This is a genomic window from Vreelandella hamiltonii (assembly GCF_014651795.1).
Classification (GTDB): Bacteria; Pseudomonadota; Gammaproteobacteria; order Pseudomonadales; family Halomonadaceae; genus Vreelandella; species Vreelandella hamiltonii.
Genome location: NZ_BMXO01000021.1, coordinates 1 through 14,381 on the forward strand (window position 1 = coordinate 1; position 14,381 = coordinate 14,381).

The 14,381-nt window shown below is 55.5% G+C and carries 17 protein-coding genes and 1 rRNA gene; 12 read left to right on the forward strand and 6 right to left on the reverse strand.

Going from position 1 to position 14,381, the window contains the following annotated elements:
• Window positions 1-205: 205 nt before the first annotated feature.
• Window positions 206-321: ribosomal RNA gene (gene rrf, locus IE061_RS16745) — 5S ribosomal RNA — on the forward strand.
• A gap of 90 nt (window positions 322-411) precedes the next feature.
• On the opposite strand, the gene IE061_RS16750 is transcribed toward rrf, so the two are convergent.
• The 4 genes from IE061_RS16750 to flgA form a co-directional block, all read right to left on the reverse strand.
• On the reverse strand, window positions 412-1,152 hold the full coding sequence (locus IE061_RS16750; RefSeq protein ID WP_193462105.1) for an SDR family NAD(P)-dependent oxidoreductase: 741 nt from the start codon (window positions 1,150-1,152) through the stop codon (window positions 412-414).
• 67 nt (window positions 1,153-1,219) lie between these two features.
• Window positions 1,220-1,669, reverse strand: coding sequence for a flagella synthesis protein FlgN (locus IE061_RS16755; protein WP_189462933.1), 450 nt, complete (start codon window positions 1,667-1,669; stop codon window positions 1,220-1,222).
• Window positions 1,670-1,677: 8 nt separating this feature from the next.
• Complete coding sequence (gene flgM, locus IE061_RS16760) at window positions 1,678-1,944, reverse strand: flagellar biosynthesis anti-sigma factor FlgM (protein WP_096921695.1); 267 nt, start codon at window positions 1,942-1,944, stop codon at window positions 1,678-1,680.
• 84 nt (window positions 1,945-2,028) lie between these two features.
• The gene (flgA, locus tag IE061_RS16765; protein ID WP_268747220.1) at window positions 2,029-2,619 is read right to left on the reverse strand and encodes a flagellar basal body P-ring formation chaperone FlgA; all 591 of its coding nucleotides are present in this window, start codon (window positions 2,617-2,619) and stop codon (window positions 2,029-2,031) included.
• 332 nt (window positions 2,620-2,951) lie between these two features.
• Here flgA and flgB point away from each other — a divergent pair, with 332 nt between their 5' ends.
• The 11 genes from flgB to flgL all read left to right on the forward strand — a co-directional run bounded on the left by flgB (window position 2,952) and on the right by flgL (window position 13,263).
• Window positions 2,952-3,383: a flagellar basal body rod protein FlgB gene (gene flgB, locus IE061_RS16770; RefSeq protein WP_193462106.1), complete on the forward strand. Its 432-nt coding sequence runs from the start codon at window positions 2,952-2,954 to the stop codon at window positions 3,381-3,383.
• A 25-nt stretch (window positions 3,384-3,408) separates the two neighbouring features.
• Window positions 3,409-3,819, forward strand: a complete 411-nt coding sequence (gene flgC, locus IE061_RS16775; RefSeq protein ID WP_039180900.1) for a flagellar basal body rod protein FlgC — start codon at window positions 3,409-3,411, stop codon at window positions 3,817-3,819.
• A gap of 2 nt (window positions 3,820-3,821) precedes the next feature.
• The gene (locus IE061_RS16780) at window positions 3,822-4,511 is read left to right on the forward strand and encodes a flagellar hook assembly protein FlgD (RefSeq protein ID WP_039180897.1); all 690 of its coding nucleotides are present in this window, start codon (window positions 3,822-3,824) and stop codon (window positions 4,509-4,511) included.
• Window positions 4,512-4,547: 36 nt separating this feature from the next.
• The gene (flgE, locus tag IE061_RS16785; RefSeq protein ID WP_039180896.1) at window positions 4,548-5,765 is read left to right on the forward strand and encodes a flagellar hook protein FlgE; all 1,218 of its coding nucleotides are present in this window, start codon (window positions 4,548-4,550) and stop codon (window positions 5,763-5,765) included.
• A 30-nt stretch (window positions 5,766-5,795) separates the two neighbouring features.
• Window positions 5,796-6,554 carry a flagellar basal body rod protein FlgF gene (locus IE061_RS16790; protein WP_193462107.1) on the forward strand — a complete coding sequence of 253 codons (759 nt, stop codon included), beginning with the start codon at window positions 5,796-5,798 and terminating at the stop codon, window positions 6,552-6,554.
• Between the two features lie 30 nt (window positions 6,555-6,584).
• The gene (flgG, locus tag IE061_RS16795) at window positions 6,585-7,367 is read left to right on the forward strand and encodes a flagellar basal-body rod protein FlgG (RefSeq protein WP_039180890.1); all 783 of its coding nucleotides are present in this window, start codon (window positions 6,585-6,587) and stop codon (window positions 7,365-7,367) included.
• Window positions 7,368-7,405: 38 nt separating this feature from the next.
• Window positions 7,406-8,095: a flagellar basal body L-ring protein FlgH gene (locus IE061_RS16800; protein ID WP_039180887.1), complete on the forward strand. Its 690-nt coding sequence runs from the start codon at window positions 7,406-7,408 to the stop codon at window positions 8,093-8,095.
• 89 nt (window positions 8,096-8,184) lie between these two features.
• Window positions 8,185-9,267, forward strand: coding sequence for a flagellar basal body P-ring protein FlgI (locus tag IE061_RS16805; protein WP_167385731.1), 1,083 nt, complete (start codon window positions 8,185-8,187; stop codon window positions 9,265-9,267).
• Window positions 9,267-10,280, forward strand: coding sequence for a flagellar assembly peptidoglycan hydrolase FlgJ (gene flgJ / locus IE061_RS16810; RefSeq protein ID WP_039180883.1), 1,014 nt, complete (start codon window positions 9,267-9,269; stop codon window positions 10,278-10,280). Before IE061_RS16805 ends, flgJ begins: the two co-directional genes overlap by 1 nt.
• Window positions 10,281-10,347: 67 nt before the next feature.
• Complete coding sequence (flgK, locus tag IE061_RS16815) at window positions 10,348-12,006, forward strand: flagellar hook-associated protein FlgK (protein ID WP_193462108.1); 1,659 nt, start codon at window positions 10,348-10,350, stop codon at window positions 12,004-12,006.
• A 15-nt stretch (window positions 12,007-12,021) separates the two neighbouring features.
• Complete coding sequence (gene flgL / locus IE061_RS16820) at window positions 12,022-13,263, forward strand: flagellar hook-associated protein FlgL (RefSeq protein WP_193462109.1); 1,242 nt, start codon at window positions 12,022-12,024, stop codon at window positions 13,261-13,263.
• 52 nt (window positions 13,264-13,315) lie between these two features.
• On the opposite strand, the gene fliR is transcribed toward flgL, so the two are convergent.
• Together fliR and fliQ are read right to left on the reverse strand one after the other, a co-directional pair.
• On the reverse strand, window positions 13,316-14,107 hold the full coding sequence (gene fliR / locus IE061_RS16825) for a flagellar biosynthetic protein FliR (RefSeq protein WP_193462110.1): 792 nt from the start codon (window positions 14,105-14,107) through the stop codon (window positions 13,316-13,318).
• A gap of 3 nt (window positions 14,108-14,110) precedes the next feature.
• Window positions 14,111-14,380 carry a flagellar biosynthesis protein FliQ gene (fliQ, locus tag IE061_RS16830; protein ID WP_193462111.1) on the reverse strand — a complete coding sequence of 90 codons (270 nt, stop codon included), beginning with the start codon at window positions 14,378-14,380 and terminating at the stop codon, window positions 14,111-14,113.
• Window position 14,381: the final 1 nt, after the last annotated feature.

The window sequence follows — 14,381 nt, forward strand, 5'->3', positions numbered from 1 at the left end:
CGCTGCAAGGCGTTGAGCTAACGTGTACTAATGGCCCGTGAGGCTTGACCCTATAACACCCAAGGGGTCTGGTCGTGATGATAACGAAGAGTGTGAACGCACTCGACACACCGGATACGCCGCAGTGAGCCCAAGTGCTTGCTGACAAGAGACGCACACAATACACGTCAACGAATACTCAGCATGATATGCATTACCTGTTACGCCTGACGACCATAGCACGCGTGAACCACCTGATCCCATGCCGAACTCAGAAGTGAAACCGCTTAGCGCCGATGGTAGTGTGGGGTCTCCCCATGTGAGAGTAGGTCATCGTCAGGCACTTATATCGTAGAAAGCCCCGAGCACACTGTGTTCGGGGCTTTTTGCTGTGTGCTGATATTCAAAAACCTTGATATTCAAAAACCTTAGTTACCACTCGATGGGCTCTCCTGCCCAATCCCAGAAGCTGCCGGTCTCTTCGGGCGTGCGTTGCGCCATGACTTCGAGAAGTCGATCAGCGACATACTCCGCTGTGAACAGCTTATCGCTGGGCACCCTGGCCTGAAAGGGCTTGGAGAGTAATGTGTCCGTCGTGCCCGGATGAAGACATAGTACGATGGCTTGCTTGTTGAGACGAGCAATCTCGATGGCCGCCGTTTTCATCAGCATGTTATGGGCTGCCTTGCTGGCTCGATAGCTATACCAGCCACCGTAACCGTTATCGGTAATAGACCCGACACGCGCCGAAAGGCTGGCGATGATGCAGGGGTGCTTCCCTTGCAAGCAAGGCTTGAGTGCTGCAAGCAGCATGGCGGGCGTCATTGCATTGACCTGCATGACGCGGATGAACGCTTCTTCACTTAGCTGTTCGAGGCGTTTTTCGGGCTGGATATGCAGATCTGAGCCGTGGAGCATGCCAATGGTGTTGACCAGCAGGTGAACTGGCCGGTCTCCTGCGGCTTCTGCCAAAGTGTGACGGCCGATGCTGGTCGTCAGATCCGCTACCACGGAGGTGATTTTGTCATGCTGCAGCCCCAGCGGTGAGCGGCTGACGGCGATGATGTGGCCAGGCTGAGAGGACGAGAGTAGACGCTGCAAGATGGCGTTGCCAATGCCGCCGTTGGCCCCTGTGACCACTGCATTGAACTGTTTGGGAAGATGAGGCAGCATGACGACTCCAGAGTTAGACGATATTGCCTAATTGAAGCGTCTTGTATAAAGATTGTCCAGGTATGTTTTAAGCAGAGGCGTTGATTCGCCCAGGTTGAGCGCTATTACGCCCATCAGGCTTGTAGAGGGTTTTTTCAGCGATTTGCCGAATATAATCAAGCATTTCCTGGTTGTGCTTCATGCGCACAGACAGCATTTGTCCGGTGAGGGCGTTCATGCGAGCCACTCGCTCACCTTTTTCCAGCATCTTTTCCCAAACAGGTAAACACTCGGCATCATGGGCTGCCTGGCGAGCACCTAGAGAGCCTTCCGGGTAGCCAAGCTTGTTCTGTACACCACGCCTCAGTACTTCGACACGCTCCAACTCGACCAGCAGCACCTGCTTTTTATGGGCAAGTTCAGCGAGTGCATCGCCATCGATGCTGCCCTTGGTCAGCTCTTCTTGCTCATGTGTCAGCAATCCAATCAAATCGTCAAGGCGTTGGAGTTGGCTGGAAAGAAGGCGAGATAAGCTCATGACCGGGACTATAGTTCTTTCAAGTTTGCAATGAGGCCATCGGCAATGCGATCAGCACGAATTTCCATGCGCCCTTCACGAATGGCATCACGGATTTCCTGCACTTTGGCCATGTCAATGTCTTGGCTACTATCCGCGCTGAACTGACTCAGTTGCGTCGATTCGCGGGCGGAGTTGGCACTGTCCGGCGTCTTGGGGCCGGTGATTTTTTGAGTGTCTTCACGCTGCTGTGCTTGGTTGGTGCGCACCAGCGGATTAAGGTTGTCGATTTTCACGTTGTGGGCCTCATCGTCAACGTCTGGGCATCTCGGGCTGTGTAGTAACTATCGGCCTGGGCAATGAAGACTTTAGGTGCTGAATCAAAAATCCACCACTAAAATGCCTTGATCAATGACACGTGCCGTCGCGATTTCGCGACTCCCAAAGCGTACTCGGATGATGTCGCCTCGTGCGCCGTTGGCCATGGCTTCTCCTTCACGAGAAACACGAAAACCAGACCCTTGTGCTATGACCGTGACACGCTGGCCCCGTTCAACCAGATGCGGCGCCTGTAGAAAGTGTGCCTGAAAAGAGCTACCGCTACGAATCGGTCGCTGGGCTACCTTGCCGATGATATCGGCTTGATCTGTCAGCGTCTGTGGTGCCAGATTGCTCAAGTTGCCATCCCTCTGGCTCAGCATGTCGGCAGTGATGAGTGTGCCTCGCTCGATGTCGCGTAGCGCGACAACATAGCTACCTACGACGTCGACCTGGGCTTGCATGTACCTGACTTGGCGACCATCGGTGCCACAGCGCACGCCCACCGAAACCCTGCCCACTGGCGGTTGTGCGGTATTGGCTAGAAAAGGGTCTGGCTGAACGCAAGCAGGCAGGTGTGGGGATGGTGGCGTGACGGTGATGACCGCCTCCTGCCCTAGTGCCTGGGTATGCTGATAAAGGAACATATGCACGCTCTCTTCCAACGAGAGGTCACTCGCCTGTGCCCCATGAGGAAGGGCAATGACTATTAATGCTAAGAGTGTTAATAGTTTGCGCATGGCAGCGGCAGAAACGAGAGACAGCGCATGGAGCATGAAGAGGGCCACTCAGTGTGAAAGCTCAGAGTCTACGCAGGCCGGATGCTGCATAGACTCGGCAGTGTAATGCAAAAGTACCCACCGTATCATGGGAAATGCTGGTGGAAACGCTACCTGTTCCATGCTTTAAGATGAAAGCCTCGCCTCTATTATCCATGATCAAGAATTTCCGATTTATTTTTGCCTCACGGCGAGCGAGGGTCGGCATGATTGATCAGCTTGAATCTGCCTTTAATTTTCACCAGCAGGCACTTGGCTTGCGCCAGGCGCGGCACCAGGTCCTGGCCGCGAACATTGCCAATGCGGACACGCCGAATTACAAAGCGCGCGACATCGACTTTGCCAGCGAATTGCAAAAGGCGGTCGATAATGGCCAGGCCCAGTTGCGTCAAGGCGGAGGATTGGCACTGTCACGCACGGCGGATCGCCATTTGGCTGGCCAAGGGCCTGCTTGGCAGGGAAGTGCGAACACTGATCTGCTCTACCGCATTCCAGATCAACCGAGTCTGGATGGCAATACGGTGGACATGGATCGTGAGCGTACACAGTTCGCTGACAATGCCGTTCGCTATCAAGCGGCTCTCACCATCATTAACAGTCGTATTCAAGGCCTGAAAAATGCGATGCAGCCTGAATAACCTGGTGATAGGAGAATACTAAGCCATGTCCATGTTTTCAGCGTTTGACATCGCTGGTTCAGCGATGAGCGCACAGGCGCAGCGCATGAACGTCACGGCCAGCAATATGGCCAATGCCGACAGCGTCGCAGGCCCGGATGGTGAGACTTACCGTGCCAAGCACGTCTTGTTCGAGACGCAGCTGCAGAGCAACCGCTACGGTATGGGCGGTGTTCGCGTGCGTGACATTGTCGAAGACGACTCACCGTTGCGTCTCGAATATCAACCCAACCATCCCGCTGCAGATGAAGACGGCTATGTGGCCAAGCCCAACGTCGAGCCGGTACACGAGATGGTCAACATGATCTCTGCATCGCGCTCCTATCAGGCGAACGTCGAGGTCTTCAATACCACCAAGCAAATGATGATTCAAACACTGTCGCTGGGTGAGGGCTGATCATGAATATTGATACCAGTGTCATTAACGCGGTTAATGGCGGCGGCTCAAGCGGCATGCCTGCCAGACAGTCCCAGGAATTGCGTGAAAGCTTCCTGACGCTATTGATTACTCAGTTGCAGAATCAGGATCCACTCAATCCCATGGACAATGCTGAGATGACCTCTCAGTTGGCACAAATCAATACCGTCAGCGGTATCGAAGAGCTGAATACGACGCTGAACGGCATTACCCAGCAAATGGACGCTGCGCAGACGTTGCAAGCGGCAGGATTGATCGACAAGGCCGTTCTGGTGCCTGGTAACAACGTCATGGTGAGCTCCGATGCTGAAAACGGCACGTATGCCACGCCATTTGGTATCGAACTCAGCGCTCCCGCTGAAAAAGTAGAAGTGACGGTGACCAGTCAGTCGGGTGAAGTCGTCTACACCAATAATCTGGGACGAGTAGCCGCGGGCGTCGAGTCGTTTAGTTGGGGAGGTACTACCAACGCTGGCGAAGCTGTTCCAGCCGGTGCCTATCGCGTCAACTTCAGGGCCACCAATGCCGATGGAGAGCTGCTGGAAGCCAAGCCGCTCAACTATGCCTTGGTACAAGGAGTATCTCCTGGTGCTGGGGGCCGTGATGTTCGGCTTGATCTAGGCGCTATTTATGGCCAGGTCACGCTCGACCAGATCAAACAAATTCTTTGATGACTCGCTAGCCGTCACTATTTTCAGGGGAATATCATGAGTTTCACTCAAGCACTTAGCGGCTTAAATGCTCAGCAAGAAAAATTGGGCGTCGTTGGTAACAATATTGCCAACTCGCAAACAGTGGGTTTCAAGAATTCGAATGTCCAGTTTGCCGATGTCTTCGCTAACTCCCGGGTGGGGTTGGGCGTTCGTACTTCGGCGGTTTTGCAAGATTTTAGCCAGGGTAACATCGAGTCCACTACGCGTAACCTGGACTTGGCCATTGCCGGTGAAGGCTTTTTCCGCTTTCAGCAAACCAATGGTGAAATAGCCTACTCACGCAATGGGCAGTTGACCATGACCGCAGATGGTCGATTGATCAATGCGCAGGGCGCCCAAATCATGGGCTATCCAGCCGATGCCGATGGTAACGTGCAAGAGGGCGGCAACGTCATTCCTCTGCAAATTCCGCCGGGCGACCTGCAAGCCAATGCCACGTCAGAGCTGTCGTTATCGCTTAACCTCAACTCTGGTCAGCCTGTCATCGATGCGGCGTTCAACCCGAATAACGCCAATACCTATAACTACTCTACGAATGCCACGGTATTCGATTCGCAGGGTAATGCACGTAACCTGACGCTGTACTTTACCAAAACGGCACCCAATGAATGGGATGTCAACGGCCGCCTGTCCGGCGGGCCGGCAGGGGCTGACACCTACGATATTGACTTGGGCAGCCTGTCATTTACTCAGAACGGCACGCTTGCACAGGACAATGCCAATAATGCCGTGTTCGCCAATGGTGAGTTTGGCGCGGGGAACCCATTGGCTGAACTCGATATCGACCTGTCCTTCGAGGGGACAACGCAGTTCGCGAGTGACTCAACGGTCAATGACACCATTCAGGACGGCTATTCATCGGGTGCTTTGGTAGGCATTACCATCGAAGAAGATGGCACGGTGATGCGCAACTATTCAAATGAGCAGTCACGCGCATCTGGCCAGGTGACTCTTGTGACGTTCCGTAATCCTGAAGGGCTGCGCCCCGATGGAGATAACCTGTGGGCTGCTACGGCATCCTCGGGCCAAGAGCTTCTGGGAGCGCCCGGTGCTGGCCTGAGAGGGCTGATCCAGCCCAATGCCATTGAAACGTCGAACGTGGATATGGCAAGAGAGCTGGTTGACATGATCGTAGCGCAGCGTGCCTATCAAGCGAACTCCCAAACCATCAGCACCCAGGACGAGCTCCTGCAGACCATTATTAACCTCTAATAGTGGCGTCATCGCGCTAAGGAGCACGCTGTGGATCGTATGCTTTACACCGCCATGAGTGGCGCAAAACACACCATGGACCAGCAGGCAGTGGTCAGCAACAACCTGTCTAACGTTTCCACGGCAGGGTTTCGCGCCCAGCTGCAGGCGGTACGCTCAGTGCCCGTGCAGGGCGATGGCGTGTTGCCGACCCGTGTGTCGGCCGTCACCACGACGCCGGGAACCGACTTCTCGCAAGGCCCCATCGAGCGTACCGGCCGAATGTTGGATGTCGCCATGCAAGGCAATGCCTGGATGGCGGTGTTGGCGGAGGATGGCACCGAGACGTATTCCCGGCGCGGCGACCTGCAGTTGGATAGTGATGGCGTGCTGCTAAGCGTTGGCCGCCCAGTGATGGGGGATGCGGGCCCCATTGCGGTGCCTCAAGGCGCGCAGATCTCCTTTGGCGCAGATGGGACCATCAGCGCCATTCCTCAAGGCGAGGGCCCCGCAGCGATGGTGGACGTTGGTCGCATCAAGCTGGTCACGCCAGATCAACAGGCACTGATACGTGGCGACGATGGCTTGTTCAGAGCGCCGCCCAACGAGGATGGAGAGCCTGGCACCTTGCCGGCTGACGAAGACGCCCGGTTGGTCAGTGGCGCATTGGAAGGAAGTAATGTCAGTGCCGTCGATGCCATGGTGTCCATGATCGACGTTGCGCGGCGTTATGACATGCAAATGAAAATGCTGAGCACGGCCGATGAGAATGCGCAGCGTGCCAACAGTATCCTATCGATTCAAGGCTAATCGCAGCCACTCAGCCAAGGGAACAATGTCATGATCAAGTCTTTGTGGACTGCCAAAACCGGGTTGGAGTCACAGCAAACCAAGCTCGATGTCATCGCCAACAACCTGGCGAACGTCAGCACCAACGGTTTCAAGCGCTCTCGTCCGGTATTTGAAGATTTGCTGTATCAAAACATGCGCCAACCCGGTGCGCAGAACAACATTCAGGACCGACTGCCCTCGGGCATGCAGATAGGGACCGGTGTGCGTGCTGTTGCCACAGAGCGCTTGCACACACAGGGTGGCCTTGAAGAGACCGGCAATTCTCGTGACCTGGCCATCAATGGCGAGGGCTTTTTCCAGGTGTTATTGCCCGATGGCACCATTGGCTATACTCGCGACGGTAACTTTCAGTTGAATGAAAATGGCCAGATGGTCACGGCGAATGGTTACCCCCTCGAACCCGCCATCTTTATCCCTGCCAATGCACTGGCAATCACGATTGGTGAAGACGGTACCGTGAGCGTCCGTCAGCCGGGTATTGCTCAGGATGCAGACATCGGCCAGATCAACGTCGCTTCGTTCATCAACCCGACGGGTCTGGAAAGCATCGGTGGCAACCTGTATCTGGAAACCGGTGCGTCAGGTGCGCCCAACCAGAATGTACCGGGTAACAATGGCGCTGGCCGTCTGTTCCAGGGGTATGTCGAAACGTCTAACGTCAATGTCGTTGAAGAGATGGTCAATATGATTCAGACGCAGCGCGCGTATGAAATCAATAGCCGCGCCATTTCCACCAGCGATGAGATGTTGGCGCGCTTGAGCCAGCTCTAATGCTGCCGATTCGTAGAGCATAGAGATAGGGTCGCGTTATGTTAGAACTTCATGGCAGTTTGCGTCGTTTGGCGCTCGTTGGAATGGCAGTGTTCATTCTGATGGCGGCAGGGTGTGCGCAGATACCACGCGCCTCGGTAGTCGGCGAGCAAGAGCAGATCAATATCGTCGACCGTCCGCCTCCCGTTCCTAATGGCTCTATTTATCAAGCCAGACGTGGTTATCAGCCGCTGTTCGAAGATCGGCGCCCACGTACGATTGGCGACATCCTGACCATCGTGCTGGACGAGGAAGTCAGTGCCAGCAAGAGTGCGCAGTCGAATGCCAATCGTAGCGGATCGGCTAGCCTGGATATCGCACAAATACCGGAAATCATCGATTTTCTGGAAGACTTCGGGTTCGATGTTTCGTCAGACAATATCTTTGCGGGTGGCGGTGGTTCCCAGGCCACGAACTCGTTTACCGGCACCATCACCGTCTCCGTTCTGGAAGTGATGAACAACGGTAACCTGCGGGTGCGTGGTGAGAAGCAGATCGCCATCAATCAGGGAACGGAGTTCATTCGCTTCTCTGGCGTTGTGAATCCCCGCACGATCACTGCCCAAAATACGGTGCCATCCACTCAAGTGGCGGATGCCAGAATCGAGTACGTCGGTGATGGCTACATTAATGAAGCGCAGCATATGGGTTGGCTACAGCGCTTCTTCCTCAATGTATCGCCTTTCTAGGCGTGTTGATCCGTTCGACAAAAGAGGCCTGCTGCAATATGGCGAATCTGTGGAAGGTGAGTAGTCCCATTAAAGCCCTGTCGTGCGTAATGGTATGGGTGTCTTGTTGCCTCTTGGCACTACCCGCTCAGGCTGAGCGGGTTCGTGAGCTGGCCAACTTTGCTGGCGTTCGCGACAACCAACTGGTGGGGTATGGCTTGGTCGTAGGCCTGGACGGCAGCGGCGACCAGACCACGCAAGCGCCTTTCACTAGCCAGAGCTTGACGAACATGCTTTCCCAGCTGGGTGTCACCGTGCCTCCGGGTACCAACCTGCAGCTGCGTAATGTCGCGGCCGTCATGGTGACCGCCGACTTGCCGCCGTTCTCCAGGCCTGGCCAACGACTCGATGTCGTGGTGTCGTCCATCGCCAATGCCAGCAGCTTACGTGGCGGTACGCTGTTGATGACGCCTTTGAAAGGTGCCGATGGCGATACCTATGCCATTGCTCAGGGCAATATGCTGGTGGGTGGGGCCGGCGCTCAGGCGGGTGGCAGTAGCGTACAGATCAATCAGCAATCTTCTGGCCGGATCCCCAATGGTGCTCTGGTCGAGCGTGAAGTGCCGCTCAACCTGGGTGGCAATGGTGGCGCGCTGGAACTGCAGCTCAACGACGCTGATTTTGGCACCGTGCAACGCATGGTCTCGGCGATCAACAGCGAGTTTGGACGTTCGGTGGCATATGCCAGAAATGGCCGGGTGATTGCGCTGGATGGCCCCATGGACGCCAACGAGCGGGTCAACTTCATGGCGCGTGTCGAAAATGTGCAAGTGACACCTACGGAAGCACCTGCCCGCGTGGTCCTGAATGCGCGGACCGGCTCTGTGGTGATGAACAGTGCGGTGACTCTGCGTCGTGCAGCGGTCGCCCATGGCAACCTCTCCATCATGATCGATACCCAGTTTGGGGTAAGCCAGCCCAATCCACTGGGCCAGGGTGAAACGGTGGTCGTGCCCGATGCGGATATCAACATCGAGCAGCAGGAGGCGTATTTGCAGATCGTCGAAGGCGCGCAGCTCAATGAAGTGGTCAATGCGCTGAATGCTCTCGGGGCGACACCACAAGACTTGATGTCGATTCTCGAGGCGCTCAAGGCCTCTGGCTCATTACGCGCCGAGCTGGAGATCATTTGATGAGCATGGGAGACATGACGAGCCAATTCGCATTGGACATGAATGGCTTTCAGCGCCTTCAGCATAACGCTCGGGTCGACCCCGAGGCGGGTGTGCAAGGTGCTGCGCAGCAGTTTGAAGCGCTGTTCATTCAAATGATGGTCAAAAGCATGCGCGATGCCACGCCAACGTCAGGCCTGATGAACAGCCGTGACATGAGTTTTTATCAGTCGATGATGGATCAGCAGTGGTCGCAGGTCATGGCGTCTCGCGGCATTGGGCTGGCGGATGCCTTGATCGACCAGTTGCAGCGTCAAGGTGCTATTGGCCAAGCGTCGGATGCCGACCAGGAGCTTCAAGCACTGATCGCCGGCATACCTCGTGGGACACCCAGAGTGCTGGATAATCCGCTTCAGCCACCAGAAGCATGGCGTGATGACAACACCGGCAATGGTCGTTTCTATCACGAGCTGGATATCGTTCGTCAGCGCGAGTCTCGTCAGGTCGAGAGCCAGGCCGCCACCCCGCGAGCGGCTCATCCGCATGAACACGTCGAGCGTTTCATGAACACGCTGGCGATGCCTGCGAAAGCGGCGAGTGCGGCCACGGGTGTCCCTGCTGAGTTGATTCTTGCCCAGGCGGCGCTGGAAACCGGTTGGGGAAGGCATGAGATAGCCACCCAGCAAGGGCGTAACAGCTTCAATGTGTTCGGCATCAAGGCGGGTAGTCACTGGCAGGGGAACACGACCAATATCGTGACCCACGAATATATCAACGGTCGACGCACACAGGTCGTCGATGCTTTTCGTGTCTATGACTCGTTCGAGCATGCGTTTACCGATTATGCCCGGTTGATTGGCAATAACCCTCGGTATGCGGGTGTCGTGCAGGCTGGCTCACCAGAGCAGGCCGCACATGCACTTCAGCGCGGTGGGTATGCGACCGACCCACGTTATGCCGAGAAGTTGATCGCGGTAATGAACACCATGGGTCCCCTCGGCACATCCAGCAACTTGTTGGCGGATGCTCGCTAGCATGGCGGGGTATTCAAGTTTTTCTGCGCATTGCCGATAACCAGATATCGGCCTAAGGAATTGAACCATGAGCATGTTTTCGATCGGCTTGAGCGGCCTGAATGCTGCGCAGAATGCCTTGAATACGACCAGTAACAATATCAGTAACGTATATACACCGAGCTATAACCGCGAACTCACCATCCTGGGTGAGGGGCGGACTAGCGGTGGCGTACGTGTCAACGATATCGAGCGTCAGTTCAATACCTACGTAGCCAATCAGCTCAATAACGCCAAGACTCAGTCCAGCGCACTGTCTACCTATTACAACCAAGTGTCCCAGATTGACAACTTGCTTGCTGATCGAGATGCAGGCCTCTCGCCGTTGATGCAGACCTTTTTCTCGTCTCTGGAGGACTTGGCCAGTTCTCCCTCAGACCCTGCCGCTCGTCAGGGCGTGCTGGGTACGGCGAATACCCTGAGTGCTCAGTTCCGTTCTTTCGATGGTTATTTGCAGGACATGCAGAGCAACATCAATAACCAGGTCAAGGACGAAATTACCCAAGTCAACAATACGGTTGAACAAATAGCGGGACTCAATCGGGAAATTGCCCTTGCGCGAGCAAGAACGGGGGAGGCTCCCAACAGTTTGTTGAACCAGCGTGATTACCTGGTTTCCGAGCTGAACGAACGTATGGATCTGCGCTTGAATGTGCAAGATGGTAAAACCTATAACATCAGTCTGCCGAACGGGCAGCCATTGGTGACAGGTACGAACGCATTCAAGCTGGAGCCGATGCAGGCCGATTATGACCCGCAGCGCACGATAGTTGGGTACCGTGATGGTGGTGGCAATCTGGTAGCGCTTGATGAAGACACCATCAAAGGCGGTGCACTTGGCGGGCTAATGACCTTTCGGTCTGAAACGTTGGATAAAACGCAAAGTCAGCTGGGTCAGCTTGCGGTATCACTTTCTGTTGCTTTCAACGAGCAGCATCGGCAAGGGACAGATCTTGAGGGCGTCGCTGGAGAAGACTTCTTCAATGTGCGCGCTCCACAAGCCTACAGCTATCCAGAAAATAGTGCCGTGACCATTGATACCATTGCGTTCGATGCGGACACCATAGATCAACTACGCGCTACGGATTATACCGTCAGTTTTGTGGACGGGGCACCGTCGGTCATCCGTAAGGACAGTGGCGCAACCGTAGATATTGGCAGTGGTTGGGATGCGGCTAACAGCATACTGACGTTTGGTGGTGTTTCCATCTCGTTCAGTAATGTGCCTGCCAATGGTGACCGATTCGAGGTCCAACCCGTGCGCCGAGCGGCCAATGGCATGGAGGTCAATATCAATGACCTCGACAAGATTGCCGCTGGTCAGCCGGTCAACCCGGATGATGATCCTGCTGATTGGGTAGCCGCTGGTGCCGGAGACAACCGCAACGCACTGGCACTGCAGAATCTCCAGAGCTTGAATATCGTGGGCGGCAATGCATCCGTGAGTGGTGCTTACGGCGCCATGGTCAGCGATGTGGGTAACCGGACCAATATCACGCAAGTCAATCTCGATGCTCGGCAAGGGCTGACGGATCAATTACGTGCCGTACAGCAATCAGAGTCCGGCGTGAACCTGGATGAAGAAGCGGCCAACCTGATTCGCTTCCAGCAGTTCTATCAGGCCAACGCGCGCGTGATCGATACGGCCGGTACGATCATGGACACCATTTTGAACTTGCGGAACTAACAAGAGGCTTAGGCGATGCGTATCAGTACGGTCACCATGTTTGAGCAAAGCACGGCTTCTATCAACCGTCAGCAAAACGATTTTCTAAAGATCAGCCAACAGATTGCCAGCGGCCGCCGTGTGGTCAATCCATCGGATGATCCGCAAGCCGCGTCGCGTGCGGTAGGCGTCGATCAGTCCAAAGCGATTACCGAGCAGTATGCGGATGCACGAATTTCGGCACGCAACTCCTTGGCGCAGACAGAGAGTATTCTCAATAGTATCAGTGATGCGGTCATCAGTGCGAAAACGCTGCTCGTGCAGGCATCCAGCGACACATTGAGCGATGTCGACCGAGAGTCTATTGCCAGTGAGCTAAAAGGCATCTATGAAACGCTGATTGGTCAGGCCAACGCGACGGACGGCAATGGACGCTATATTTTTGGCGGCTACAAGGATAACGCCCCGCCCTTCGTGAAGTCCGCAGATGGCAGTGTCGAATATACAGGTGACAATAACGGTCGTGAGCAGCGGGTCGATGCATCGCGGTTAATGCCGGTCACTGAAAATGGTGTGACCATTTTCCAGCAAGTACCCAGTGGTGCCGGCTACATCGCCGAGGCCAACGTGGCGAACCAGGGGAGCGTGCTCATCAATGGCCCTCAGGTGACCAACGTCAACGACCCTGATTACGGCGATAGCTTCCGTGTCAGGTTCGCAGAAAATGGCGCCGGTGAGTCTATTTACACCTTGCAGCAGTTCGATGGCGCGGCTTGGTTGGACGTTGCTGGACAAGTGGGGCAGCCCTACGATGCCAGTGGTCAACAGTTGAGTTTTGGCGGTGTCAACGTCACGCTGCGTGGGCCTTCCGAAGCAGGCGATGAAATTCTTGTCGCGCGTTCAGGGAGCGAGCAACGACCAGCAGACCTGTTCCGTACCATGGAAGCGGCCATTCGTGTTCTGGAGACGCCTGCAGAAAGCAGTAGCCAGAAGGCTGCGCTGCGCAACACGCTCAATACCTCGATGCGTGATTTGGACAATGCGTTGGACAATGTGTTGACGGTACGGGCCTCTGCAGGCGCCAGGCTGAATGAGCTGGATGTCATCGACGCGGTGGGCAGCAACCGGATGCTCAACTACGAGCAGACGCTTTCTGATCTTGTGGATCTGGACTATGCCGCGGCGATCTCCGAATACAGCCTGCGTCAGGTAGGTTTGCAGGCGGCACAGCGTGCGTTCGTCGATATCAAGGGCATGTCGCTGTTCGATTTTATGTGACCTTGTCTCGCCACGCTGCGAAACGCCCTGCCACTTGCCCAGTGGCAGGGCGTCAATTTATGGGGGCCATGGCTTCGATCAGCCCTTGAGTAAACATCACGCCTTGACTGAACAGCTGTTGTAGAAAGCTGCCCAGGTCGGTCATCAGTACCATCAGTAGCGTCAGGCCCACCAGGATAGACGTGGGGAAGCCGATGTTGAACACCGTCAGCTGTGGCGCCGAACGGTTCAGGATGCCTAGCGATAGGCTGATCACGAGCAGTGGCCCTGACAACGGCAGTGCCAGCAGCATGCCTGACGCAAAGATGGTACCTCCATAGCGGGCAAGCAGCTCGAAGGCGCCAGGGTTCAAGGTCCCGATGCCTATGGGCAGCGTGACAAAGCTCATGATCAGAGCCTCCAGCACCATCAGGTGGCCATTGAAAGCCAGAAACATCAGCAGCGTCACCGTATAGAGAATGCGCGACAACACCATGATGTTGGTGCCGCTGGAGGGGTCAAAGAAACTGGCAAAGGCCAACCCCATCTGCAAACCGATGAACTCGCCCGCCGCCTGCACCACGGCAAATATGATATGCATGACCAAGCCAATGGCCAGCCCTATCAGCATCTGCTCAATGATGATACCCACGCCTGCCCACGACATGAGCGCAACCTCTGGCATGGGAGGTAGCAAGGGAGCGATCACTACCGCGATGACGGCAGCGAGTGCCACTTTGACCTGATTAGGCACGCTGGAGTGCCCCCACAGCGGGGAAGCGGTCATGAAGGCCGTAATGCGCACGAAGGGCCAGAAAAACGCGACCAGCCAGCCCTGTAGCTGGGCAAAGGTGACCTCAACCACGGCCTACATCACCATCGCGGGAATATTACTGAATAGACGGTGTGTGAAGTCCGTGATCAAGCCGATGAGCCAAGGGCCTGCCACGACCAGTACGGTGAATACTGCAAGAATCTTGGGGATAAAGGTCAGCGTCATTTCGTTGATCTGCGTGGCGGCCTGAAACAGGCTGATCAGCAGGCCGACGAACAGGGCGGCCAGCAGTATGGGGCCTGCCAGGAGTAGCATTACCCGCATACCCTGGTAAGCAAGGCTCATTACCATCTCTGGCGTCATG